Here is a 23,480-nt window from a genome sequence, read left to right as displayed (position 1 = left end):
CCATTCACCAAGGTCTTCGCCTTTTTGTATTGAAGTTATTTCCAAATAAGGACGTTTGGACCCGGCAAAAAGTTACCGGTTTGCAAAAAGACATATCATTCTAAGCGTGCATTGCCGGAATTCCTGCGACCTACCTTACATCCACCATTTCCGGTTGATAAGGGTAACCCACGCCAGCCAGATAAGCCAGCAGGAACGAGATGACCATGTACAAAAGAAACCAGGTGTCTGTCCGGGAGTACCCGACCGGAACATAATACGTCCGGCTTGCGCCTTCGGCGAACCCCTTCGCCTGCATGGCCACCGCCATCCGCTGGGCGCGGCGAATGCTCTGGGCCAGCAGTGGAATCGCATAACGTTTCAGGGTGCCGTAGATGTTCCAGCGCGATCGCCGGCCACCCATACCGCGGATGCGAATCGCATACCGCAGCGTTTGGAATTCATCCAGCAGAATCGGGATCATGCGCATTGCCGCGAGGAAACTGTAGGCATATTTAGGCGGAAGCCTCCACTGCTGCATCAGGGAATAGAACAGCCGGACGGGACGGGTCGTCAAACCGAACAGCAATCCGGCAGCAGCCATGCAGAGCGAACGGAAACCGAGATGCAAGCCGCGATAGAAGCTCTCTTCGGTCACATGGATCAGGCCATACCGGAACCACGTCGTCTCTCCTTTCCCGAACATCATCATGCCCGTCGACGTGGAGATAAACACGAGGATGAACGGCGAAGCATACAAGAGCAGCCTGCGCCATGGATGGCCGCTCCAGATCAGAAGCAACAGCATTGCCACGGCCGTATTCGCCATCACGTTTAAATTGTGGATGAAAATGACGTATATGAACAGCAGCGTCAGCACGACCATCTTCAACCCGGGATTGACGTGATGAAGCCATGTCTCACGATGGGGAAAAGACAGCTGCATCCATGACCCTCCCTCCATCAACCTTCCAAGTCCGGGTACAGTACCTGCTTACGATTTCGCTGTCATGGGTCACCATCACGATAGCCGTCCCTTTCCGTCTAAGTTCTTCAAGCCTTGACAGCATCGCGAACGTATTGCGGGCATCCTGCCCAAACGTCGGCTCATCCAGCAGCAGGATGCGCTGGCCGCGTATGAGGGCAGAAGCTACGCTCAGCCGCCGTTTCTGCCCCATGGACAATTGATACGGATGGCGGTCTGCCCATGCCGCAAGCCCGAATTCCTCCAGCATGCCCAGCGTATTTGCTTGCCTCTCTGCAGGTGACATTGCGGTACCGAGCAGCGAAAATTCCACTTCGTCCACAACCGAGTTCGTCACGAACTGGAATTCCGGGTTCTGAAACACAAAGGCCATCCGTTCCGCCAGCTGCTGCGTCGTGCCGGCGGGTTTCCCCATCACGCGATAGTCCCCCGTCGTTTTCAGAATATGCATCATGGACAGCAGCAACGAACTTTTGCCGGCACCGTTGGCCCCAACGACGCCGATCCAATCGCCGGGGCGGACTTCCAGCTTGTTGACCCGGATCACCTCGGTGCTGCCCCGCCATCCGATGACGTCGCGCAGCTCCAGTACAGGTTCCTCGCGAAGTCGTTGCCGCACGGCAGGTTCAGGCTCTGCCGCGCTCCCTGCCTGCTGTCCCTGTTCCTCCCATACGCCCGGGTACCAAATGCCATATGACCTGAGCAGGTCCCGCTGCTCCGCAAATATTTGCGCTGCCGGACCGTCCGCGGCGACCTGCCCTTCGGGGGACAGCACAACGATCCGATCGACCCAGTCCACGATTTCGTCGATTTTGTGTTCCACGATGATCAAGGTTTTGTTATGGGCGATCCGTTTCACCGTATCCCAGACCTGCGACGTGCCTTCCCCGTCCAACAGCGCCGTCGGTTCGTCCATGAACAATACGTCCGGTTCCAGCGCAAGAATCGAAGCAATGGCCAGCCGCTGCTTCATGCCCTGGGACAGGGATTGGATCGGAGCACGATGGCCCTCGAAGGCCAACCCGACCTGCTGCAAAGCAAGGCCGATCCGCGCTGCCATTTGCTCCCGAGGAACGTTCCGGTTCTCCAGCACGAATGCAATTTCCTCATCCGTATGCGACATGCAGAACTGGGCATCCGGGTCCTGGAACACGATGCCTGCCCGCTTTGGCACCAGAATGTCGTCGCACTTCATGGGCATCTCCACCGCATGCGGAATGATTCCGCTCAATATTTGCAGCAACGTGGATTTTCCCGATCCGCTTGCTCCCAGCAGCAGCACCTTCTCTCCTTGGCTCACCGATAAAGAGAGCCCTTGAAACAACAGGCCTTGTTCCCCGGGGAATTTGCATCTCAAGTTCACGATGCCCGCTGCTAGCCCGGTTTCCCGCACGCATTCTTGCCTGTGCATTTAATCCAATGCCTCGTAATCCTGCTTCGATGCAGGTCTTAACGTACGGGTCACGCCGGTCAGCTCCAGTGCCTTCGCCAAATAATAGGCAAATACGCCTGCGATCACGGCGCTGCCGATCAGGCGGAACCCGATAAACAGGGTGTAGTTCCAAGTCGAGAGGGACTCGATGTATCCGTATTGGTAATCCAGTATAAGCGAAGCAAGTCCTGCCCCGATGGCCGCCAGGCAGGTCACGGGCAAATTCGTTTTCCGATACAGGAATGCCGCAAAGAAAATTTCCGCGCCCAGCCCTTGCAGCAGCCCGTATACAAGCGTGGACATGCCCCATTCGCTGCCGAGGAAAGCGCTGACCGTGGAGGCCGCAACCTCGGCCAGAATGGCAACGCCCGGCTTGCGAATGACGAGAAAGGCAAACGTTCCCGCCATGAACCACATACCGTAGATCATCTGCTCGGCATGCACGCCGAACGGTTTCATCAGATCATAGGTCGGTCCCCATATTTTGTAGATCACCCCGAATACAACCGCGATCACGATCGTGACCAAAATATCCGTTAATCTTAATTTGTTGCTGCTCCCCGCATTTACCATTTTCTCTACTCCCCTTCTCTTATCATCAGTAGTTTGAAAATAACAAAAAAGCCTCCCCGATATCGGGCAGGCCATGCGTACAGTTGACGAAACATGGGCGGAAAATGGCACATAAACAGGACAACCCACACTTATCCCATTCAGGAATAAGGCAAAGGATATGCTGCCGAATTCATGAGACGTTGTGTGCACGAATTGCGTGTTTATTTTCCCCATCATGGATCGAATGGTTCTCTACGCTGGCATTACCCAGATCAGATACGGTCAGCGGCACAAGGCCACCCTCTCAGCCCAACTTCATTGAGCTCCCGGCTTTCGTTATTTCAATGGTTATACTGTACAACAGAAGGGTATTTGTGGCAATCCCGAATCATTCCCCATTTATGCACGAGCGATAGTGAAGGCATCCCCATCACAGGAATGCCTTCGGTAGAATCGGCAATCGTTGGCGCAAAGGTCAGGCAAGACTCTTGAACATTAGAGATGACTCTCTGGCAATCGCGTCGCTGATGATTCAGTATTGCGTATTGCCCGATTGGCTCGTTTTGCCGGAGGCGAACCCTTTGAAGAGCGTAGGCACCTTGGAATACCGCGTATTGGTGATTTTGCCGACGGTCGAGCTGCTGTCCGTGCGCAGAATCGAATCCTTGACGTTGGAGATGTTGGAGTTGTCCACACTCATCGTAACCTGATAAGAGGTGCCTCCGTTTTGGCGCACCAGTTTGCCGATGTCGTCTGCCCTGAAATTTTTGATGTTGATCGTTCCCGAGGCATTCATCTGAAATACTTTGTCGTACGCCTTATACGCCGCTCCGCCCGTTATGTTAACGGTGCCGGAGGATTTCAGGGTTAGCGCGTCCTCGCCGACATCCTTCCAGGTCACGTTTTCGATATTGCAGCTGCCATAACAATGAACGCCGTCGGCAGCAGGAGCTTCAATGACTACGTTTTTCAAGGTTGCGCCTGCTTCAAGCCTGAAAATGGGCTTCTGGTTCTCAGCCTGGCTTCCGTCTCCCAACGTGTTCGGATCGGCAGCCACGCTTTTCCCCTTACCGTCGTACGTTTCGCCTTTTTTGACAATAATCGTCGTTTTGACGATTTCGGGCGCTGCCGCTGCGGGAATCACAGCAAACAATGAGGCAACCAAACCGGCGGACAAAAGTACGGTCAACATTTTTTTCATCATGAATTCCTCCTTGGCGATCGGATTTTCCGCCATTACGGGCGGTTTGTCGGCAAGCCTCGCAGATGCACAGCTCCGCTTGTCCTGGCCGCAACCTCATCCTATCAGGAAAGGAACGTTCCAAGAATAATCCGTAGTTCACATCTCTCCGACATTCACGCCAGCTCTGAGAAAATGAGACCTATCCGTACCCGTTCCGAACATCGCATCTGCCGTTGTTAACTCTCGGTGTGCTGGAATTACCTTATTTTCCTTCAGATGAAAGACAACAAGGGCCGACTTGAAATCAAGCCGTCCCCGTCTTTTTATTCAAAATCCAATCCTACGCACCGAAGCGCTGGCGGTATCCGCATTTGCGGCAAAGCTCCTCCACCGCTTCGCGTCTCGAAAAACCATAGAACAGATTGTTGGCGCGCTCGCCTTCCACAATCTCCGAGAAGGAACGTTCATGCACGTTCCCCAAATTAATGACGCCTTCGCCGTCCAGGCAGCACGGAACCACCGTTCCATCCACAAGCACCGCGGCTTGCGTGCGCAACGCATGGCAAAATCCTTTACCGTCATCCTCCGGCGCATCCAGGCTTGGCCACTGGAATTCATGGTCCTGGTTCAGGTACACGTTCGGCGCGATTTTGACGCCGCTGCCCGGTACGACCTTTTCCTCGATTTTATAATCCAGATTGAATTCTCGCTCCAAGTGATCGAGCGTTTCGCGGTTGCGCTGCTTCTGGGCATTCGTGAAATTGTCCTGCGTCAAATTCCACAATCTGAACGACACGATGACGTTATGCTTCGTCGCTTCATGCACAAACGAAAAGATGTTGCTCAGGTACCCTTCGCGATCTTTGGAGCCCTCATGCCCGTCGAAGCTGTGCAGGGAAAAGTTCATCTGGCGCAGTGCCGGCTTGCCGAGCAGCTTGTGTCTCGTTTTCGGCAGCAACGTTCCGTTCGTCGTAATATTCACTTTGAAACCCTTCTCATGGGCGATGTCCAGCAGCAAATCGATTTTGGGATGAAGCAGCGGTTCGCCTTTGACATGCAGATAGATGTAACTTGAATGCGGCTTGATCTGATCCAGCACCATGCTGAACGTTTCCGGATCAATAAATCCTTTGGCTCGCTTCGTCTGCGGACAGAAGCTGCAGGCCAGGTTGCAAATGCTCGTGATCTCTATATAAACCTTTTTGAACGTTTTCAATGCGTGGTCCCCATTCCAGTCAGGGGGATGAGTCCCTTCCCGACTTCATTCGTGATGCGGCCAAAATGCGCCTTTATTATTATATCGGGTTCCGCAAGCAAGGTAAATCGACTTACGGATTTCTCCAGCTCCAGCCGGAAAGGATCTCGCCCCTCCGGGTCCTATTTACACCATCCGCACTTGTGAGGTATGCTGAATGCACAACTGCATAAGCTGCAAACAGTCACTAGGGGAGCCTCACGGCTGAGACGAATGATTTTCGGACCCTTTGAACCTGATCTGGATCATACCAGCGTAGGGAAGTGGAGCGGACTTTACCAATTAATACATTATGCAAGGGGTATGGCTTGCGTAAGACATGTATCCCTATTTGCGTTGAAAAGCCCCTCCCGTTTCCTTGGAAATGGGAGGGGCTTTGTTTGTCACGGGGCGCATCGGGCGATTGGGCAGATGCCAGAACGCGCAATGCGATCGTTGTTGCCGAACACACCGCGACAGAATTTATTTCCAGTCATCCCTTCACTGATCTTCCTGCGATCCGGAAACCAGCGCGCAGAAATACCTATTCTTGATGAGGAGGCATTCACATATGTCCTATTTGGAACGCGTTCGTACCCAAAATCCGTTGGTCCACAACATTACCAACATTGTCGTAGCTCCTTTTACCGCCAACGGCCTGCTTGCATTGGGCGCCTCTCCTTTCATGGCGTACGCTCATGAAGAGGTCGCCGACGTTGCCAAAATGGCCGGAGCCGTCGTGCTTAACATCGGTACGTTGAATGAGGACGTCGTGACGTCGATTCGTCTTGCCGGACGCGCAGCCAATACCCACAGCGTGCCCGTCGTGTTCGACCCGGTTGGCGCAGGAGCCACGGCCTATCGCACCGAAACGGCACGCAAGCTTGTCCATGAACTGCAGCTAACCGTGCTGCGCGGCAATGTCGCCGAGGTGGCCAACGTCATCGGGGAGAACTGGGAGATTAAAGGCGTGGATGCAGGACACGGTAAAGGCGACCGCATCCACATTGCGGAGCGTGCCGCTAAGCAGCTCGGCTGCATCGCAGCCGTAACCGGTCAGGAAGACGTAGTGTCCGACGGCGAAACCACTTACGTGATCGGCAATGGCCATGCCCTGCTCACCCGTGTCACCGGAGCCGGGTGCCTGCTGAGTTCGGTCATCGGGGCGTTTGCCGCGATTGCGGAGCCTGGGCGCGAACGATTAGACAGCATTGCCGAAGCGCTGGCCTTCTACGGCATAGCCGCCGAACAAGCGGCAGAACGAACGGCACAACAAGGTCCCGGCAGCTTCCAAATCGAGCTGCTGAACCAACTGGCACAAGTCACGCCGGCACTGGTGACAGAACGGTCGCAAATTCGGCAAGCTGCCGGAGGTGCACGATGACGATCCCGCAAGCTCTCACGATTGCCGGTTCGGACAGCAGCGGCGGCGCGGGCATTCAAGCCGACCTGAAAACTTTTCAGGAGCTCGGCGTGTACGGCATGAGTGCAATCACCACCATCACTGCGCAGAACACCCTCGGTGTACAAGGTGTTTTCGCTGTTCCGAACGAAGGCGTGGCCGCGCAGCTCGACTCGATCGGAACCGACCTCTATCCAGGCGCCGTCAAGACCGGCATGTTGTTCAGCGCGGACCTGATCCGGATTGTCGCGGAAAAATGCCGGACGTATCGCTGGCCCAAACTGGTCATCGATCCGGTCATGGTCGCCAAGGGCGGTGCCCCCCTGCTCCAGCAGCAAGCGGTGCAGACGCTCATTTCGGATTTGTTGCCGCTTGCGTTGGTAACCACGCCCAACATTCCGGAAGCCGAGCTGCTCGCAGGCATGTCCATTGGCGGTTTGGCTTCGCGGGAAGAAGCGGCACGGGGCATCGTGCAGATGGGCTCTGCCTACGTCTTGATCAAAGGCGGCCATGCAGGCGATCACGGCTCCGTCGTGGATGTGCTGTATGATGGACATTCCTTTCATTATTTCGAGAACCCACGCGTTCTGACGCGTCATACCCATGGTACGGGCTGCACTTTCTCGGCGGCGATTGCGGCTGAATTGGCGAAAGGATCGGCGGTGCCTGAAGCGGTGGAAACGGCTCGTGCTTTCATACAGGCGGCGATTGAGGATGAGCTCGGCATCGGTGCAGGCCACGGGCCGACGAACCATTTTGCGTATGGGCGCAGATTGCGGGGTGCGTTGTAATGGAACGATTGGACATGGAAAGGGTGCGCCGCGCCATGCGGCTGTATCTGGTCATGGGCAGTGTGAATGCGACCCATGACCCGGTTGAGGTGCTGCGCCAGGCTATTGCTGGCGGCATCACGCTGTTCCAGTTCCGCGAGAAAGGAACTGGCGCCCTGACGGGCACGGCGCGCATCGCGCTTGCGGAGCGCCTGCGCGAGGTGTGCGGCCAGCATGGCATCCCGTTCATCGTGAACGATGACGTGGAGCTGGCCGTGGCCCTGCAGGCCGACGGCGTGCACGTCGGCCAGGACGATGCGGACGCGGCGCTGGTGCGCGCCCGCATCGGACCCGGGCGGATGCTTGGCGTATCCGCCCACTCCGTGACCGAGGCGCGCCGTGCCGTGCAGGCGGGCGCCGACTACCTTGGCGTCGGGCCGATGTACCCGACGCGCTCGAAGGCGGATGCCCACGCCGTGCTGGGCCCCGCCGGGATTGCGGAACTGCGCGCCGCAGGCATCGCGGTTCCGCTGGTTGGTATCGGCGGCATTGCAGCCGATACCGCGGCCGCCGTCATGGCGGCGGGGGCTGACGGCGTGGCCGTCATCTCCGCCGTCGCAGGCGCGGTCGACGTGCGCGCAGCCGCTGCGGAGCTGGCGGCTGCGGTGCGCGGGATGCAGGCATAGCCGCGCACACGCGCATCCCCATACATCATGAGGCCCCGCGCACCAAGGTCCGAGTGATTGCCGGCTTATACTCCCAAGCTTGCTTTCGGTTTGGCGCGGCTGCTCACCGCGAATGCTTCGGCGATACACCCATAAACCAAAATTTATGGCTGAAAATGCTTCGCTGGAACATTTTTTTCCCTGTTGACTCTCACGTAACGTGACCCTGTACAATCGGTGGTGTAAGGAGGTTGGATTTCATGGCCATGAAAGTAAAGGAGGTCTCCGAGCTCGTCGGAATCAGCGTGCGCACGCTGCATCACTATGACGAGATCGGGCTGCTGACTCCGGACGAAACCACTTCATCCGGATATCGTCTATACTCGGACGCCAATCTGGAAAAGCTGCAGCAAATTTTGTTTTTCAAGGAGCTCGACTTTTCTTTAAAAGAAATCAAGGATATCCTGAGCGACCCTTCCTTCGATCGAGAGGAAGCGTTTCACATGCACCGCCGCATTTTACTGGAAAGACGGGACCGGATCGATCGTATGATTGCCACGATCGATAAAACCGTTCAACACTGGAAAGGAGAGATTCACATGACGGCCAAAGAACAATTCGAAGGCTTTGATTTCAGCCGGAACCCATATGAACAGGAGGCCCGGCAGCGCTGGGGAAATGAAGCAGTAGACCAGGCGCATGCCCGCTTGGGCCAACAGTCTCCGCAAGAGCAGCAGGCTCTGGGCGAGCGAATGAATGAAATATACCGCAACCTCGCAGCATTGCGCCATCTGTCACCTTCTTCCGAGGAAGCACAAACCGCGATTGCCGCTTGGTACGATTTCCTGAACGAAATGGGAAGTTATTCGCCGGAGGCTTTCCGCGGATTGGGACAAATGTACGTGGACGACGAGCGTTTTACCCGCAATATCGACAAATTCGGCGAAGGGCTGGCCGTATTTATGCGTGACGCGATGGCCGCGTATGCCGACCGGGTGACTCCATAGGCATCCAACCTACTGGCCTACAACCTGTACCACAGTCTGCTGCTCGATTGCCTATGGCGGCGGATCCTGCAGTTGAGCAAGCTGGTCGACGCAACCCAAGCCCATTCGCTTGATCCCGCTCCCTAGCTGTCGCGGAAATTGATGCTCGTGAAGCTGAAGGCAGCGCCTGGACAGAGGCAGGAAATGGATTCGATCGCGGAAACGTTTCGATGCACCTTTGCCGGCCCAGGCTGTTGACTCAAACGGCGGACGTCTTCATCATTTTCGTCGTACTATTAACCATGCCTTTTATCATGCCTTTTATCATGCCTTTTATCATGCCTTTTATCGTGCTTTCGTCTGCTTTTCTTCGCGCTCTTCGGGGATTCCCATGCACACACGTTTTCCGGCCATATAAGGTGCTTGAGATTCGTTAGAGATGAAAAAGGAGTGAATTCACACGGTAGTGCTTCCACCGTGCCATTCACTCCTTTTTGCAGTATTCTTCGTCCATTTACGGAACTGGTTTAATGATATAGGCCATTTCGAGCATAACTTCGTCTCACACTCCCGGCCGCAATGCAAACAACGCTGGTGAATGCGCCATTCGCTCCGGTTTGTGATCCCTTCGTTATCCAACAATATAAACCGCACTAATCCATCACACAAGGCCACCGCGAGTGCAGTACCATCTTCCAATCGCTGTAATCCCACCGCTGCAGCTTTTCTTCAGAAAGCTTTTAGAACGCTTCGCTGTCCAGGTTGCTTCTGCCTCTCCGTTAACGTGTATAGGTTTTTTGCGTTTTATATAGCCAACCAAAAAATTCCCCGAAGATACGCTTCCGTCATATACCTATCTCGCTAGCTATAGCCTTGCCGTAGAAAACGTTACGCTCTCGGCGCTTCCCCCGAAGATGCTTCCGACGCCAAGCTCGTTTTGGACATACGGCCCGGAATTCGCCAAGCCGATACCACGGCCAGCAAAATGAATAGTGCATCCAGCGGATCGCTGAAATACTCCTGAATGTTTTCGGCGAACGCGGAGATCATTTCACCCGTAAACACCAGATCCATCACGCTTGTATCGTTGAACAGCTCGGCGGTGAAATACGTTGCGGTGAAATATTTCCCGAGCAAAATGCCCACGAGCGAAAAAACGACCGCAATGATCTTATGAATCGTCGCGATTCGTTTGTTGGAGAACAACACGACGGCATATCCCGCCATTGCTCCGATCACGATCGCAATTAAACCGATTTCCTTTTCCGTTTGCGCGGCTATGACAGCCCACAACGCTCCGCCCAGAACGGCAGCGATCAATGCGCCCACGATGGGTAAAACAATGCTGAATCTTTTTTCGCTTTCCACTTTCCTTTACTCCTCCTAAACTAATAAAAATTCCAGAATTCACCTCTTACATAAAAACACATGATATCCTTTAATTCAACATTTTTCTAGCTATATAAATCTATAGGCCTAGCTTAAACGACAAAAAACCTCCTGCCTTTCGCGAATCCACGCATAACGTGTCATCAACGTAGAGCAAGAGGTTTCATTCCGTACGATGAGAAATCAATCAGGCTTTGGTGGCTTGGGACAGCTGAATGACCGATGCAATCTGTTTCAAAATATCGTCCAGCGAGGCCGGGTCGTGCACGTCGTATTCGTCGATGTTCAGGCGCAGCACGGGGCAAGCCGTGAACTGGTCGATCCATACGGAGTAGCGTTCATGCATGTGCTCCCAGTAGGAACGGTCCGTCTGAATTTCCATCTCTCTCCCGCGGATCTGAATCCGGTTCAGGATCGATGGCAAGCTGCCTTCCAAATAGATCAGCACATCCGGATGCGGGAAATACGGCGTCATCACCATTGCTTCGAACAAACTGCTATAGGTTTCGAAATCCGTGGCAGACATCGTGCCCTGATCGGCATGCATTTTCGCAAAAATGCCGGTGTCCTCGTAAATGGAACGATCCTGTACGAAACCGCCGCCAAGTTCAAAAATTTTCTTCTGCTCCTTGAAACGTTCAGCCAAAAAATAGATTTGCAGATGGAAACTCCATCGTTCGAAATCGTGATAAAACTTCTCCAGGTACGGGTTATGGTCGACCTTTTCCAGGGAGGTTTTGAAATTCAGCCGCTCGGCCAGGGCAGCGGTCAATGTGGACTTGCCCACGCCGACCGTGCCTGCCACGGTGATCAACGCATTCGCCGGAATGCCGTATTTATTCATATGATATACTCCTTTACCTGATTGACGATCTGCCTGAAGTGTTCAGGATATTCCACGAAATCCAGCTGCTCCGCATCTACCTTCAGAATGGCCGGAGGGTTGGGCTGTGCCGCGAGCGCAGCCATGCCCGTTTTGTAATCCGCGATCAATTGCTCCATATATGCAGGGTCCATGTCCTGTTCGAAAGAACGGCCTCGTTTGTTAATGCGGTACATGAGCGTGTCCAGCTCAGCTTCGATATAAATGACGACATTTGGCTTGGGCAAGTCATCGGTCAGCAAATGATAAATTTGCTGATACTTGTCCCGTTTCGGGCCCTTCAGCGTCCGACTCGCAAAAATCATGTTTTTATAGATATGATAATCCGAAATAACGGGTTTTTGCTGGGCAATATATTGAAGGCCCGTGTCTTCCAATTGCTTGACCCGGTTGCACAGGAAAAACATTTCCAGCTGAAAACTCCACTCATCGATATTTTGATAGAAGGAAGCCAAAAACGGATTCTCCTCTACGATTTCCTTGACCAATGGAAGGTTGAACTCTTGGGAAAGCATCGTTGCCAACGTTGTTTTCCCCGCTCCGATCGGACCCTCCACGGCAATAAACGGGGCTGCGTTCATTGTGTGCCTGTTCCTCCTCATACCTTTTGCGTGTGACCGTCTCTAATATAGACCCCACCTATTGTATCACAGCTTCCGAATAGCCCGGTTTTATTTTTATGAGGATTTTTTTCAAAATTAATATCCAATGCACAAGATTAACAACATTTCCCAAATCATTTCAACGTTATTCATAGTTATGTAATTATTTTTTCATATTTATACAATTTCTAACTAATAGAAACGTGTAATGTAATACTTAAGATGTATACTCTTTCCTTTCTCTAAATGGTAAAATAACCCTTTACCTTAAGGAATCATCTGAAGAAAAATGGAGAAGGAGGATTTCGGACGTGTCGTCTCATAACCGAACCATTCAAATAACATTGATCCTATTTATCATGATCGTCCTGACCAGCTGCTCAACCATGCCTGGCAGTAGCGATAAGGCCTTTACCGAGCATGAACTTTTTTCGATGTATGAGGAAGTAAGCATCACGTTGCCTACAGATTGGAGAACCGATACGGATTACAAAAGTCCCTCGTTACTAAAGGCCATTCCAGCCGATAAGTCCAAAATACTCCGCATTGATCGAAAGAACCGCGCGGATTACGCGTCAGACACCTCACTTCAAGATTATGTAGCTACATATGAAAAAAACATACATAAAACACAGGAATCCATGAATGCAAAAGAGTATGAAATTGATAAGGGCAACATGAAGATCAATGAGCATCAAGCATATTATAAGAAAGCCAACATTGATAATGGCCGGTCCGTATTCGGAAACATCTACGTCATTTTCGAAAGCGAACAGCACTTTAACATTGTCTCATACTCGTCCAAGTCTCCGCTTAATTCCTCGGACACTAAGCTGTTCGAAAAAGCGGTTCAGAGCGTTCGCATTATGAACGATAACCCAGCAAACGCGGATATCATGAGTTCTTCTCCCTATTTGTCTCCTCATGGCAATGGAGGAATGTTCTCGCCTTTCGAAATCCGATTACCTTCCAATTGGAAAATAAACAAACAAAAAATAAATCCCGAGTCCGTCTTGGAGGTAAGCAATGGGGCCAATCAAGATTATTTGGTCATCTTCCGTAATTCCAAAAACGAATTTGACTCGCAAACAAAGCTAAAAGATTTTTATGAACCCTTGCTTGATAGCCTAGCCGGATCTGATCCCCTACCGAAACCGGCAGCAGTCACGATCAACGGATTAAAGGGAATCCAAATTGAGTACTATAAAGAAGTAAACAATCGCAAAATCGGACAATTGGATACGTTTCTTGAAACGTCCGACCACTTTATCGAAATTTATTTTTATACACCTGCGAGCAGGTTTGAGCGTGTTAAAGCGGACTACAAAAACTACATAAAAACTTATAAGGAACTTGACATTAAACAACATTAAATAAAAGGAGATCTGCCTGGAATCCAGTCAGATCTCTTTTTTAACTATTCTGATGTGGGGTACGTATCAGCTTTCTATCGCTCGGTCGTTCCTCCGGCCTCCCCGGCCTCGTTCTTCCGCTTCGTGCCTTTGCTTTTATAAGGCTTCGGGGCACTTTTGGCCCGATTAGCGCTGGCTTGCCAACGGTTCCAGCCTTTTTTGCCCGTACCGCGACCCGTGCCGCCCTTTTTGGATTTGCTCATGTTATCACTCCAATGATCCCGTATATGCTCAAATAATCGTTCTTGGCAACTTGTTAGGCAACCCAGTCCATATTATTCAGTTCAACAACTTTTATTATAACAAAAATCGCCATCATTACCTCCAAAAAAGAACAGGTCCGTTACACTTTCGTGTAGCTGACCTGTTCTTCTCGTTGAACAAACGATGTATCGAATGATTGCATTACATCTCCGCTTTCGGTTGCCCCGTCGCTTTGGTGCCTCTCATCAATCGGATTGAGAGCAGGAAGCAGACAGTCAGCACCGCAGCCGCGGATACGTACGGATAATTGATATTGACGTCAAACAACGCGCCAGCCACGATTGGGCCAGCAATGTTGCCAAGGCTTGTGTATGCCGAATTCAGTCCGGCCACAAAGCCTTGCTGCTCTTCTGCGAGCTTCGACATCTGCGTGCTGATCGCCGGACGCAAAATGTCCATGCCCAGGAACACGACGAAGGTTACGACGAAAATCAGCCAGTACGTATGAACGAACAGCGTAAGCAGAATAAATACCGCAACGAAGAAGAGACATACCGAGATGACCAACTTTTCGCCAAAACGATTCAGCAGCCATCCGATGAACGCAACCTGCACCACGGCCCCTGCAATCGAGCCAAAAGTAATAATGAAGGCGATATCTTTCGTTGTAAATCCAAATTTATGATCGACGAACAAGGAAAATACCGTTTCATAGTTAGCCAATCCAAAGGCCATGACAAAAACGATGATCAAACTGAAGAAATACGGCTCCCGATAGGATCGAAGCAGCTGGGTAACCAGGCCCGGCCCTTTCTCCTTCACCGCATTGGCCCCAGCCGGTGCGTTGTGTTCTGCAGTTTGGCGTACCGATTCAGGCAAAATGACCAATGTAATGATCGCTGCCAGCAATCCGGCAACCCCTGCCGAGTAAAAAGGAACGCGAATGCCGAATTCGGCAATATAACCGCCGATCCCCGGCCCGATGATGAATCCGGTCGTGATGGCCGCATTGATCAGGCCCATGCCTCTGCCGCGTTCTTCGTCCGACGTAATGTCTGCCGTGTAGGCCATGACGGCCGGGAAAATCATCGCTGCGCCGATTCCGCCCAGCATCCGGGCAGCAAAGAGCAGCACCGGCGCGTTCACTGCGCCGAACATGAACTCCGAAACGGCAAAAAACAACATGCCGATGACGATGATCTTTTTGCGTCCCCATGCGTCGGACCACCTGCCCGCAATGGGAGAAAACAGAAACTGGGTAAACGAGAAGGCTGCAACGAGCAGTCCCACCGTCGTACCCGAAATGTGCAACAGGTCCATGTATGCCGGCATGATCGGCACGACCAGTCCTATGCCCGTAAACACCAGAAAAATATTAAGCATCAACAGCAGCAGTGCGCCCCTGTTTCGTGTTAACAATGCCATGATTTGCTTCCTCCATATGTCTTAGAAAAAATCCGTTGGTTTGAGTTGCCGACCTGATCGCTAGAACGTAATAATAAGGTCAGGTCGGCTATTTGGTAACTGAAATGCCGTGCAAAAAAACTTCTGCGGCCTGATGATACAGCGCAAGCGCCTGTTCTGGCTCCATCCCGCGCGACATCTGGCTCAGACCGATGATGGTGCTCTCCATGAGGATCGCCAGATGGTCGACATTGTCTGCCTTGAACTCCCCGTTTTCGATGCCCTCTCGAATCAGGTTTCGGTTGAATTGAATATGGTCTTTCATGATCTGGTCGATCCGTTCCTCGATATCGTTGGCTTTCTTCTCCCCGGTGAAGAACTCATCCGCCGCCTTGGTCAACGGGTGGTTCATGTCATCCATCACCAGATGCTCCATCAACCCGAAAATTTTGGCCGTGCAGGTAGGATACATATGAACCTTTGCAGCCCAGCTTTCCTCCCATTCCCGGTTCCATTCGTCAATGAGGTAGAGGAACAAGCCTTCCTTGCTTTTAAAATGATAGTATATATTCCCCTTACTGCTGCCTGTGGCTGAGACAATGTCTTCGATCGACGTTGCCTTGTACCCCTTCTGGGCAAACAGCGCCTTGGAGGCTTCCGCAAGTTTGCGTTTGGTCTGCTCGGTTTGAAGCTGTTTCTTGTTCATAGACTCCACTTCGCTTTCTTGATACTGAACGTTCGTTCTGTATTTTAACAAATCATGCTCATATAAGCAATCAAAAAGGAGAAAAGAGTTATATCTCTTTTCCCCAATAAAGAAGTTTTTCATTCATTTCATCTTTTTGCCTTGCCCATGTAAAATTTTAAGCTGTCCGTTCTCGTAACCGAGCTGATACGTCACCTTATATTTGCTCGTCACCCGTTCGCCGTCCCTTCGCTCATCCGCAGTGATGACGGCCTTGACCTCCATCTCTTCCTCTCCCTTGGAGGCGGATGAAACCTCGCCAATCGTGACATAGCTGGTGTTGATATAACCTTCGCGGAATTTGGTGTAGCTGGTCCCGCTCTGCCACTCGCTTCCCAGAAAAGCATAAGCGGTAACGTAATCCCCTGCATTAAGGCTTCCATAAAAAGCTTTCACCAGGTCCTCAGCAAGCTGCCCATCCACACTGGTCTGCGAAGCATCGCCTTTGCCTGTCTTTGCGGCCACCGCATTGGACCCTGCGCTGGACCAGGCCTGCACTTGCTTCAACACGCTGGTGATCGGGATGCTGAAGCCGATCCCGCCCTCTTGTTCAACGACGGCCGAATTGATGCCGAGCACTTCGCCCGTCTCCGCGCTGATGAGCGGCCCGCCGCTATTCCCATGGGTAATAGGTGCCGAGATTTGGTACAGATTGCTGTAGATATAGGAGTCGATCTCAAAGCTTCGTCCCAGACCGCTGATGATGCCTGTTGTCACGGTGTTCTCAAAGCCAAGCGGGCTGCCGAGGGCCAAGACTTCGTCGCCGATCTCCGCCTTCGATTTGGCGATCGGGAGCGGCTTCACCTTTTTCAGGCCAGGCACCCTGACCACGGCGACGTCGGTTTCCTCCCCGATGCCAATGACCGTGCCCGTAAGTTCTTCATGGTTCAGGGTACGAATCGTCACCTCCGTATAACCCTCTACCACGTGGGCATTGGTCACTACATCCCCCTGTTCGTTATACAGGAATCCGGAGCCAAGTCCGCCGCCGGTCTCGATGGTAACGACTTTTTTCTGACTGTCCTCAATGATCTGTTTGATCGTTTTTGGCGCAGCTGCGGTCGATTCGTTTTTCGCTTGGCCCTTCTCTTCCTTCACCGGCACCACGGCTAGACGCGGCTTCTGCTGCTCCAGCTGCTGGGCTGAAATATGGTGAATGTAGAAGACCCCCGCTGCCCCGGCACCGATAATAACCGCGCTGGAAATGATGGTGCCCCATATTCGTTTGGACATGTCCGATGCCTCCTATTCCAAATACCAGGTTGCACCCGACACGGACACGTTTGCCGACTGGTACACGCCGTAGTAATACGTTTCAAAACTGCCTTGTTCAGAGGCTGCCAATGTGCCCGGGTACACGTACGCTTCGGTTTGGCCAATATAATAGCCGTCGGTGCTGTAAATATCGATCGTCAGCGCGACCGACCAGATCGGACGGGTGGCATTGTTCACGACGGTTCCGCCAATGTACAGATCGCCATACTCGTCGAGTTCAGCTTGCAAATCCAGCACGCTTACCGCTGCCGTACGGTTTTTCAAATCTTCTTCGGCAGCCTGCTGCTCAGCCAGCCGGATCCGCTCCGCCTCGGCCTCTTCGAATGCCTTTTTTTCGCTCAAAACCCGTTCCCGATATTCGGTCAGCTTCTCATTCTCCGGCGCGTAAGAAAGCCCTTGATCCACCGTTTGCAATGCTGCCGTGAAGTCTTTCTTCTTCACCAGCTGTTCTGCATCTTGATAACTGATGCTTGCCAATTTGTCGATAATTTGCTTTTGCACCGCTTGAGCTTCTTTGCCTTTCAAGGCCGATACGGTCTCCAATTTTTCAGCAAGGGCAGACACTGTAGTCAGGCCGTCGATTTCCTTTTTCACTTTCAACACGGACAGCGTCACCTGCTGCTTGCCGAGTTCGCTGCGCACGTTGTCGAATGCCGGTTCTTCACGCTCCTTGAGCGCTTTGGCCACGGCTTGAAGCGTTTTGCTCGCTTCCGACAGCTTGCCGGTTTTCAGGCTCTCGGCAGCCTGCTTCAACTGATTCATCTGATTGAAGGCTTTCGCCGCGATCTGACGATCCTCGGTCAATGCTTCCACGTTTGGCCGTTTTTCGAGGGCCGCATCAAGCAGCTTCAGCGCTTCCGCATACTTTCCCTCCAACGCCGCCTTCTCGGCCTGCTCGTGCAACGTCAACACTTCATCATTCACTGCGCTTTCCTGGTTGTAATAGTACGTCAATAATGCTCCTACGATCGCAGCCAGAAGCAGTGGAACGAGAATGCTCCAAGCCCGGCCGATCCCGCCCCCGCTTTGCTGGGGAGCAGACTGCTGCCTGGAGAGCAATGGGGCGGACTCTGCTCCCATTTCCAATCCGACGGCCGTTTCCGCCCAAATCTGCTCTTCCGTGGTACTGGCGCTGATTAACTTCGTTTTGCACTTTCCGCATGCGACATCTCCGGGGCTGCTCTTGGTCCCACACACATGACAATACACCCGAATCCCTCCATCTGCCAAAGAACGTATGTATCCTATGCTAAGCTTGCTTGTTGATGCTACCGCCGCTAACTGCGACACTTCACGAATCGACATTTATCATATAGCAAAAAGGGAAATTGCACCATATCCTGCAGCAAAAAAAGAGACCCGCCCGAAAGCGGCATCCCTTTCCTTCTTCGTTGTTATTGCCGTCCTGCACGCACCCGGATGTCCCCGACTTCATTGGCGTTGAATGCAAAAGCATTGCCACCCTGTCCCACATTGGCATGTGCCGTTTGACGGGCTTTGAAGTTCAGGCGGCTGCGGTCCACGTGTGAATGCACCCTGGTCGCGAAAACCAAAAAAACTTCCCGGTAACCCGGAAAGTTTTTTGGCGTTGTCTATTATTATCATGCATCATGGGAGATGGCTCACGGCTTATCCATTCCATTTCTCAAGAAACGGCTTCAGCTTGTCGACGACATGATGACTGCCGCCCCTTCCGTTTACGTTCTCAATGACCGCGGCCAGCAGAAAGCTTGGCTGCTCGGTATCAAACACCACGAAAAATCCGTTCTCCTGCCCGCGTTCCCCTTTCTTCGCCTTCAGCTCGGCCGTTCCGGTTTTGGCAGCAAGTTTGGTCGGAAGCGTGCTTAATGAATGGGCCGTCCCTCCTGACCGGGATACCACTTCGCCCAGTGCATCTTTCACCGTATTAGCTGCCTCTGGCGTGATGACCACTTCCGGAGCGGACGTTTCCTTCCCGGAAATCAGGACCGGCTTCACCATTTTCCCCTCATTCACAAAGGGAGTAAATGCCGTGGCCAAGTGAATGGGGGACATCAACATTTCACCCTGACCATAAGCCGTATCGGCCAGCAATACCTCCGACTTCAGCTCCTTGTTGTTTTCGTTGGCATACTGGCTTGGTTTCAAATACAATTCGTCCAATCCAAAATTGCCGCCAAAGCCGAATTTGCGAATGCCGTCAATGAACCGCTCGCTGCCCATCTCCAGTGCTTCCATCGCAAAATAAATATTGTCCGAATACACGAGTGCATCCACCATGTTCACCGGAGAGACGTTCTTGACCCGGGTTACGTAGTAACCTCCCCAACTCGCATCCTTCCTCCATTGCAGTCCGGCAATGCCGTGACTCTTATCCGGCGTAGTTACCTTCTCCATCAAACCTGCCGCCGCCGTGACGGCTTTAAAGGTTGAGCCGGGCGCATAGCGGTTAGTGAACCGGTTAACGAACGGAAGCTGTTCATTCGAGGAATAAGCGTCCCATTCCGCCTGCGTCAACCCCGTAACCATTTTGTTCGGGTCATAGGAAGGAGCGCTCGCCAGGGCGAGCAGATCCCCTTTCGTTGGATCCATCATAACCATCGCGCCGGCATCTCCGCCGCTGGATAACGTCTTATAGAGCTCTTTTTGCGTTTTGGTGCGAATCGTCAATTGAATGTTTTGCCCGTTAACGGCATCCTTGCGCAATACCTCGGAACGCATATTGCCATTCTCATCCGTGATCTCGATCACTCCTCCGCGTTCCCCGCGCAGCTGCTTCTCCAATGACTGCTCCAGACCCGCCTTGCCGATCCAGTCTTCCGCCCGGTAGTATCCTTCCGCGTCTTTCTCCAGATCCTCCCGGGTCACCTTCCGCACGTAACCGATCAAATGAGCGGCTGCTTCACCCAATGGATACTGCCTGATCTCTTTCGTCTGGATTTGAACGCCTTTCAGCGCTGCCGGTATTCGTTCATCGTCCGTCATGGCGATAGGCACGAAATAGTCCGGTTTGACCCAGCTCTGGTTTATCGCCTTGTTAATTGCATCTTCGGATACGTTATAGTGCTGCGCGATGCTGGCAATCATCTGATCCGGGGCGTCACCCAGTTTGCTCGGAACGATGCCCCACTCTAGGGCAGTCCCCTTGGTTGCCAGCGGCAATCCATCCCGATCGACAATGTCGCCTCGCTCCGGCAGCAGCGTCCGCACCCTCACCTTGCTGCCTTTGACCATATCGGACAAGATCATGGACGGCTGCCATTCGATCCGCCATACCTTGCCGCCATCGTCCAGCTCCTGCTTCACCAGATTCAAGCTTTGCGTTTCATTCACTTCACCCAGAAAGGTGGTCAATCGCAATGTATATTCAGCCTTGTAGGTATTGGGATCCTGTTCAGGCCCCTCCGTTCCTTCAGTCTTTTTCCCGCTCGTTGTGCCGCCGTCTTGAGGCGTTTCCGCCACAGGCTGCGGTTTCAGCTCTGCCTTGACCGCCGAAACCTGCATGCCGGAGTAGATCGCGTTATACTTTTCCGCGAACTGCTCCCGGTTCATTCCGGAGGCCTCCAACGAAGCTGGCGTCATCAAGCCGTAGAGCTGGTCGAATTCTTTCTTTTGCAAATGATCTATGTATTGTTCCACGACGACTTCGGGTTTGGGTTCCGGCGCCTTGTTGCTCTGCATATATAGGTACATACCGATCCCGCCTGCGAACAGAATGGGCAGCAATCCGTACATCAGTTTGCGTTTCGATTTCATCGTCAAATCACCTCTATGATACACTATAGAATTCCTGAGCCCGAGAAACAATGAAACAAATATGACGAATTTATCATTAGACCTAGCCGGAACATCACATAATATGTGTATAATGTAAGTACGAAATTTACAGCAAAGGAGCCCGATGATGGAAATCAGCTATTTTTTACTCCCCAAAGCAGAAGTGGCCTATATCAAGTCCTCCGCCTCCATGAAGGAAGCCATTGAGCAGCTTGAATCCCAGCACTACACCGCCATTCCCGTCATTGACCAGGATGGAAAATACGTTGCAACACTGTCCGAAGGCGATTTGTTATGGAAGATGCGCAGCACCCCCGGATTGACGTTCGATAACATGGACCAGGTACCGGTGCATGAAATCAAAAACCGGGTCTACAATGAATGCGTATACATCAAGGCTGAAATGGAAGACATGCTGACGCTTGCCGCAGACCAGAATTTCGTGCCGGTCGTCGATGTGGACCGGGTTTTTCTCGGCATCATCCGGCGCAAAGACATCATTGAATACTACACACGCAACATTTCGGATTAATGGAATCGAACACAGCCCGACCGCCGGGCATTCGAAAGGCAAACAACGAGCTGAAACGCTTGTTGCTTGCCTTTTTTATCATAATTATAAAATTTTAGTGCATCACCTTTCCTGATTTCACAAGAACAAATATCCGCTATACGTATTCAGATTTCTTTGCCATTACGTCAGTCGGGTCAGTCGTTGTTATAACTTTACCAATTATTTTTCTTCAGGAATATCGACAATAATATAGTTTTCCTTCAGATCAGCTTCGGGAACTTCAGCTTCTTTAAACTCAACATCCTTCCAATTCTCCTTATTGATTAAACCATATCCAGTAGAAGTAATATGAGGCATCCAGCGAAAGCTGGCGAATGTCGTATCTTTAAAATTGGGCAATGAACCGTTCTCTTTTGTAAAGGAGCCGTTTATGAAATAAAGATTTTGCTGCGTAGCGGCCTTTTCCCCAATGAAAGCTTGCCACTTAAGGTAAGCTGTGTTATTCGTAATTTGATAATAACGGATTACATTATTATTGACTTCGATGAATCGATCTTTTGTATTTTTCGGAAAATAATATTGAAGACTGGCTGTTTCTATAGATGGTTCAAATTCCTCCGCGAGCTGTGAAACTCTAGGAAGATTAATCGCAGCATTTCTTGCTGTGCTTAAAACATTGCTCTTCACATCAGTCAGCAGTTTCGTGCTTGGTTTCGAAACAAATGCAGTTTGGGTTTTTTGATTCCATGTTACTGAACCGTCCAACGCTTCTGCAACAAAACGTAAGGGGATCATTGTTTTACCGTTATGAATAAATGGAGCAGTACTTAATGAAACCGAAGCTCCATTTTTTTGCGCTACTTTTTTATTCATTGTCAACTGCAAGTTTGTGTCGCTCCCCTTCACTGTCACTTGCTTTGTAGTATTATTCCAGGAAAACGTTAACCCACCTAAACTTTTGAGTGAAGTCAAACTAAAAAACACCTGATTGTTCTTGTTGAGAATTTCTTTTGAATCTAAGTCGTTATTATTCACAACAACCTGTGTTCCTTTTGAACTTTGCACAGCTGCAGCTGCCTCATTGGTTGGAAGTACCAACAGCGAAGAACATAGAACAGCCAAAGAAAACAGTGCTAATTTCTTCATTAGAAAACCTCCCAAAATTTACAATCTTTATATTTATAGACGCAAAAAAAGACATAAGGTTACTTAAAAAAATAAAATAATACATTTTCATACAGTGTTACGTAACGTTATATTATATAAATCAATGTTTATTTGGTAGATTTGCGATCTCGAGCAGTTTTATCATCAAAGAACGTCCCGTTGATTCCGAATTTGAAGCTCTTATTGGGGGGATTTTCCTATGCGTATTTTTTCTTTTGCAATCTTGTGTGTTTGTTTGATCTTAACGGCATGTAGAAGTAACTCTGAGAACACGAACCCAAGCAATAGTGTGCTGGTTGAGGATCCAAAGGAAGTAGATATCAATAAGCTGGGCCCCTTCAAAAAAGGACTTTCACTAGATGAAATGAAATATGATGAGAAATATCAAGATATCGTTATCCTATTCAAAGAGAATTTAACCGCATGGGCAGCGAAAAATAAAACTGCCTTTAAAAATAGTTTTGTTTCAGAGGATGTAGCGAATAGTCAACTGTTTTTACTAGAAAACGATGAAGACTTTGAATTTGTCGGGACACCTTATATCATCGACCAATCCTCCGAAAACGGAAGAATTAACATCGTATTCTATTACAGAACAAGCGGAGATGAAAAAGAACTTAAGATGCACACCACAACATTTACAAAAAATAAAGATGAGTCATGGAGAGTTGCGTTAATTGATTAGGGATTAGTGGAAGTCTTGTTGACTGTTATTAATGGGGAAAATTAGGTACTTTTTCGGAGCCTGACGACCTCGGAAATCGCGTGTGCTATGTCAAACTGCTGTCCATAGTGTGTATACAGCTGAGCGCTGCTGGCATTCGGGGCATTGAAGACATATGTTCCCTCTGCCTCCCGGCGGCTCAATCTTTGAATTTCATAAACATCCGCGTCCGAGTGATGCCCTCCTCCTCCGAAAAGTATATCCACAATGTATC

At 51.2% G+C, this 23,480-nt stretch carries 24 protein-coding genes and 2 riboswitches; of the genes, 8 read left to right on the top strand and 16 right to left on the bottom strand.

Annotated elements, in window-relative coordinates; translation table 11 throughout:
• Window positions 1-130: 130 nt before the first annotated feature.
• The 5 genes from L6H98_RS26575 to L6H98_RS26555 all read right to left on the bottom strand — a co-directional run bounded on the left by L6H98_RS26575 (window position 131) and on the right by L6H98_RS26555 (window position 5,350).
• Entirely contained in the window at window positions 131-925 is a 795-nt protein-coding gene (locus tag L6H98_RS26575) for an energy-coupling factor transporter transmembrane component T (protein WP_236420703.1), read from the bottom strand.
• Window positions 900-2,375, bottom strand: a complete 1,476-nt coding sequence (locus tag L6H98_RS26570) for an ABC transporter ATP-binding protein (protein WP_236420702.1) — start codon at window positions 2,373-2,375, stop codon at window positions 900-902. Before L6H98_RS26570 ends, L6H98_RS26575 begins: the two co-directional genes overlap by 26 nt.
• Window positions 2,376-2,969, bottom strand: coding sequence for an ECF transporter S component (locus L6H98_RS26565; protein ID WP_236420701.1), 594 nt, complete (start codon window positions 2,967-2,969; stop codon window positions 2,376-2,378). It lies immediately after the preceding gene.
• Window positions 2,970-3,181: 212 nt separating this feature from the next.
• Window positions 3,182-3,291, bottom strand: a riboswitch (TPP riboswitch).
• Between the two features lie 192 nt (window positions 3,292-3,483).
• A complete protein-coding gene (locus L6H98_RS26560) occupies window positions 3,484-4,152 on the bottom strand; it encodes a pectate lyase (protein ID WP_236420723.1) in 669 nt (222 codons plus the stop codon).
• Window positions 4,153-4,474: 322 nt separating this feature from the next.
• Window positions 4,475-5,350, bottom strand: a complete 876-nt coding sequence (locus L6H98_RS26555; protein WP_236420700.1) for a radical SAM/SPASM domain-containing protein — start codon at window positions 5,348-5,350, stop codon at window positions 4,475-4,477.
• Between the two features lie 218 nt (window positions 5,351-5,568).
• Window positions 5,569-5,668: riboswitch (TPP riboswitch) on the top strand.
• Window positions 5,669-5,939: 271 nt separating this feature from the next.
• Between L6H98_RS26555 and thiM the strand changes: the two genes are divergently transcribed.
• The 5 genes from thiM (at window position 5,940) to L6H98_RS31450 (ending at window position 9,449) form a co-directional block, all read left to right on the top strand.
• Window positions 5,940-6,752: a hydroxyethylthiazole kinase gene (gene thiM, locus L6H98_RS26550; protein WP_236420699.1), complete on the top strand. Its 813-nt coding sequence runs from the start codon at window positions 5,940-5,942 to the stop codon at window positions 6,750-6,752.
• Entirely contained in the window at window positions 6,749-7,561 is an 813-nt protein-coding gene (gene thiD, locus L6H98_RS26545; protein ID WP_236420698.1) for a bifunctional hydroxymethylpyrimidine kinase/phosphomethylpyrimidine kinase, read from the top strand. The genes thiM and thiD overlap by 4 nt, the downstream gene beginning before the upstream one ends.
• Window positions 7,561-8,226 (top strand): thiamine phosphate synthase, encoded by a 666-nt coding sequence (gene thiE / locus L6H98_RS26540; protein ID WP_236420697.1) that lies wholly within the window; start codon window positions 7,561-7,563, stop codon window positions 8,224-8,226. Before thiD ends, thiE begins: the two co-directional genes overlap by 1 nt.
• Window positions 8,227-8,465: 239 nt before the next feature.
• The gene (locus L6H98_RS26535) at window positions 8,466-9,212 is read left to right on the top strand and encodes a MerR family transcriptional regulator (RefSeq protein WP_236420696.1); all 747 of its coding nucleotides are present in this window, start codon (window positions 8,466-8,468) and stop codon (window positions 9,210-9,212) included.
• 141 nt (window positions 9,213-9,353) lie between these two features.
• Window positions 9,354-9,449 carry a hypothetical protein gene (locus L6H98_RS31450; protein ID WP_356724477.1) on the top strand — a complete coding sequence of 32 codons (96 nt, stop codon included), beginning with the start codon at window positions 9,354-9,356 and terminating at the stop codon, window positions 9,447-9,449.
• Window positions 9,450-10,079: 630 nt separating this feature from the next.
• Here the strand turns inward: L6H98_RS31450 and L6H98_RS26530 are convergent.
• The 3 genes from L6H98_RS26530 to L6H98_RS26520 all read right to left on the bottom strand — a co-directional run bounded on the left by L6H98_RS26530 (window position 10,080) and on the right by L6H98_RS26520 (window position 12,044).
• Window positions 10,080-10,559: a hypothetical protein gene (locus L6H98_RS26530; RefSeq protein WP_236420695.1), complete on the bottom strand. Its 480-nt coding sequence runs from the start codon at window positions 10,557-10,559 to the stop codon at window positions 10,080-10,082.
• Window positions 10,560-10,767: 208 nt separating this feature from the next.
• Window positions 10,768-11,424, bottom strand: a complete 657-nt coding sequence (locus L6H98_RS26525; RefSeq protein ID WP_236420694.1) for a deoxynucleoside kinase — start codon at window positions 11,422-11,424, stop codon at window positions 10,768-10,770.
• The gene (locus L6H98_RS26520; protein WP_236420693.1) at window positions 11,421-12,044 is read right to left on the bottom strand and encodes a deoxynucleoside kinase; all 624 of its coding nucleotides are present in this window, start codon (window positions 12,042-12,044) and stop codon (window positions 11,421-11,423) included. The genes L6H98_RS26525 and L6H98_RS26520 overlap by 4 nt, the downstream gene beginning before the upstream one ends.
• Window positions 12,045-12,376: 332 nt before the next feature.
• On the opposite strand from L6H98_RS26520, the gene L6H98_RS26515 reads away from it, so the two are divergent.
• Window positions 12,377-13,438, top strand: a complete 1,062-nt coding sequence (locus L6H98_RS26515) for a hypothetical protein (RefSeq protein WP_236420692.1) — start codon at window positions 12,377-12,379, stop codon at window positions 13,436-13,438.
• Window positions 13,439-13,512: 74 nt separating this feature from the next.
• Here L6H98_RS26515 and L6H98_RS26510 read toward each other — a convergent pair whose 3' ends face one another.
• The 7 genes from L6H98_RS26510 to L6H98_RS26485 form a co-directional block, all read right to left on the bottom strand.
• Entirely contained in the window at window positions 13,513-13,680 is a 168-nt protein-coding gene (locus tag L6H98_RS26510; RefSeq protein ID WP_236420691.1) for a DUF3934 family protein, read from the bottom strand.
• A gap of 202 nt (window positions 13,681-13,882) precedes the next feature.
• A complete protein-coding gene (locus tag L6H98_RS26505) occupies window positions 13,883-15,106 on the bottom strand; it encodes an MFS transporter (RefSeq protein ID WP_236420690.1) in 1,224 nt (407 codons plus the stop codon).
• 88 nt (window positions 15,107-15,194) lie between these two features.
• Window positions 15,195-15,791, bottom strand: a complete 597-nt coding sequence (locus L6H98_RS26500) for a TetR/AcrR family transcriptional regulator (protein ID WP_236420689.1) — start codon at window positions 15,789-15,791, stop codon at window positions 15,195-15,197.
• Between the two features lie 123 nt (window positions 15,792-15,914).
• Complete coding sequence (locus L6H98_RS26495; protein ID WP_236420688.1) at window positions 15,915-17,063, bottom strand: trypsin-like peptidase domain-containing protein; 1,149 nt, start codon at window positions 17,061-17,063, stop codon at window positions 15,915-15,917.
• Between the two features lie 12 nt (window positions 17,064-17,075).
• Window positions 17,076-18,314, bottom strand: a complete 1,239-nt coding sequence (locus L6H98_RS26490) for an FxLYD domain-containing protein (protein ID WP_236420687.1) — start codon at window positions 18,312-18,314, stop codon at window positions 17,076-17,078.
• 185 nt (window positions 18,315-18,499) lie between these two features.
• Entirely contained in the window at window positions 18,500-18,628 is a 129-nt protein-coding gene (locus L6H98_RS31290; RefSeq protein WP_290371496.1) for a hypothetical protein, read from the bottom strand.
• A gap of 106 nt (window positions 18,629-18,734) precedes the next feature.
• Window positions 18,735-20,840: a penicillin-binding transpeptidase domain-containing protein gene (locus L6H98_RS26485; protein ID WP_236420686.1), complete on the bottom strand. Its 2,106-nt coding sequence runs from the start codon at window positions 20,838-20,840 to the stop codon at window positions 18,735-18,737.
• A 148-nt stretch (window positions 20,841-20,988) separates the two neighbouring features.
• On the opposite strand from L6H98_RS26485, the gene L6H98_RS26480 reads away from it, so the two are divergent.
• A complete protein-coding gene (locus tag L6H98_RS26480; protein WP_236420722.1) occupies window positions 20,989-21,393 on the top strand; it encodes a CBS domain-containing protein in 405 nt (134 codons plus the stop codon).
• A gap of 201 nt (window positions 21,394-21,594) precedes the next feature.
• On the opposite strand, the gene L6H98_RS26475 is transcribed toward L6H98_RS26480, so the two are convergent.
• Window positions 21,595-22,521: a copper amine oxidase N-terminal domain-containing protein gene (locus L6H98_RS26475; RefSeq protein WP_236420685.1), complete on the bottom strand. Its 927-nt coding sequence runs from the start codon at window positions 22,519-22,521 to the stop codon at window positions 21,595-21,597.
• A 220-nt stretch (window positions 22,522-22,741) separates the two neighbouring features.
• Between L6H98_RS26475 and L6H98_RS26470 the strand changes: the two genes are divergently transcribed.
• Window positions 22,742-23,227, top strand: a complete 486-nt coding sequence (locus L6H98_RS26470; protein ID WP_236420684.1) for a hypothetical protein — start codon at window positions 22,742-22,744, stop codon at window positions 23,225-23,227.
• Window positions 23,228-23,480: the final 253 nt, after the last annotated feature.

It is taken from the genome of Paenibacillus sp. JJ-223, assembly GCF_927798175.1.
GTDB lineage: Bacteria > Bacillota > Bacilli > Paenibacillales > Paenibacillaceae > Paenibacillus > Paenibacillus hubeiensis.
The sequence above is the reverse complement of the archived record's forward strand: the minus strand, read 5'-3'. Positions and strand labels throughout refer to the sequence as shown.

What these genes read in the sequence shown, in the direction of transcription:
- L6H98_RS26575 (WP_236420703.1), bottom strand. Translation starts at nt 925, where the DNA reads ATGCAGCTGTCTTTTCCCCATCGTGAGACATGGCTTCATCACGTCAAT.
- L6H98_RS26570 (WP_236420702.1), bottom strand. Translation starts at nt 2,375, where the DNA reads ATGCACAGGCAAGAATGCGTGCGGGAAACCGGGCTAGCAGCGGGCATC.
- L6H98_RS26565 (WP_236420701.1), bottom strand. Translation starts at nt 2,969, where the DNA reads ATGGTAAATGCGGGGAGCAGCAACAAATTAAGATTAACGGATATTTTG.
- L6H98_RS26560 (WP_236420723.1), bottom strand. Translation starts at nt 4,152, where the DNA reads ATGAAAAAAATGTTGACCGTACTTTTGTCCGCCGGTTTGGTTGCCTCA.
- thiM (WP_236420699.1), top strand. Translation starts at nt 5,940, where the DNA reads ATGTCCTATTTGGAACGCGTTCGTACCCAAAATCCGTTGGTCCACAAC.
- thiD (WP_236420698.1), top strand. Translation starts at nt 6,749, where the DNA reads ATGACGATCCCGCAAGCTCTCACGATTGCCGGTTCGGACAGCAGCGGC.
- thiE (WP_236420697.1), top strand. Translation starts at nt 7,561, where the DNA reads ATGGAACGATTGGACATGGAAAGGGTGCGCCGCGCCATGCGGCTGTAT.
- L6H98_RS26535 (WP_236420696.1), top strand. Translation starts at nt 8,466, where the DNA reads ATGGCCATGAAAGTAAAGGAGGTCTCCGAGCTCGTCGGAATCAGCGTG.
- L6H98_RS31450 (WP_356724477.1), top strand. Translation starts at nt 9,354, where the DNA reads ATGCTCGTGAAGCTGAAGGCAGCGCCTGGACAGAGGCAGGAAATGGAT.
- L6H98_RS26525 (WP_236420694.1), bottom strand. Translation starts at nt 11,424, where the DNA reads ATGAATAAATACGGCATTCCGGCGAATGCGTTGATCACCGTGGCAGGC.
- L6H98_RS26520 (WP_236420693.1), bottom strand. Translation starts at nt 12,044, where the DNA reads ATGAACGCAGCCCCGTTTATTGCCGTGGAGGGTCCGATCGGAGCGGGG.
- L6H98_RS26510 (WP_236420691.1), bottom strand. Translation starts at nt 13,680, where the DNA reads ATGAGCAAATCCAAAAAGGGCGGCACGGGTCGCGGTACGGGCAAAAAA.
- L6H98_RS26505 (WP_236420690.1), bottom strand. Translation starts at nt 15,106, where the DNA reads ATGGCATTGTTAACACGAAACAGGGGCGCACTGCTGCTGTTGATGCTT.
- L6H98_RS26500 (WP_236420689.1), bottom strand. Translation starts at nt 15,791, where the DNA reads ATGAACAAGAAACAGCTTCAAACCGAGCAGACCAAACGCAAACTTGCG.
- L6H98_RS26495 (WP_236420688.1), bottom strand. Translation starts at nt 17,063, where the DNA reads ATGTCCAAACGAATATGGGGCACCATCATTTCCAGCGCGGTTATTATC.
- L6H98_RS26485 (WP_236420686.1), bottom strand. Translation starts at nt 20,840, where the DNA reads ATGAAATCGAAACGCAAACTGATGTACGGATTGCTGCCCATTCTGTTC.
- L6H98_RS26480 (WP_236420722.1), top strand. Translation starts at nt 20,989, where the DNA reads ATGGAAATCAGCTATTTTTTACTCCCCAAAGCAGAAGTGGCCTATATC.
- L6H98_RS26475 (WP_236420685.1), bottom strand. Translation starts at nt 22,521, where the DNA reads ATGAAGAAATTAGCACTGTTTTCTTTGGCTGTTCTATGTTCTTCGCTG.
- L6H98_RS26470 (WP_236420684.1), top strand. Translation starts at nt 22,742, where the DNA reads ATGCGTATTTTTTCTTTTGCAATCTTGTGTGTTTGTTTGATCTTAACG.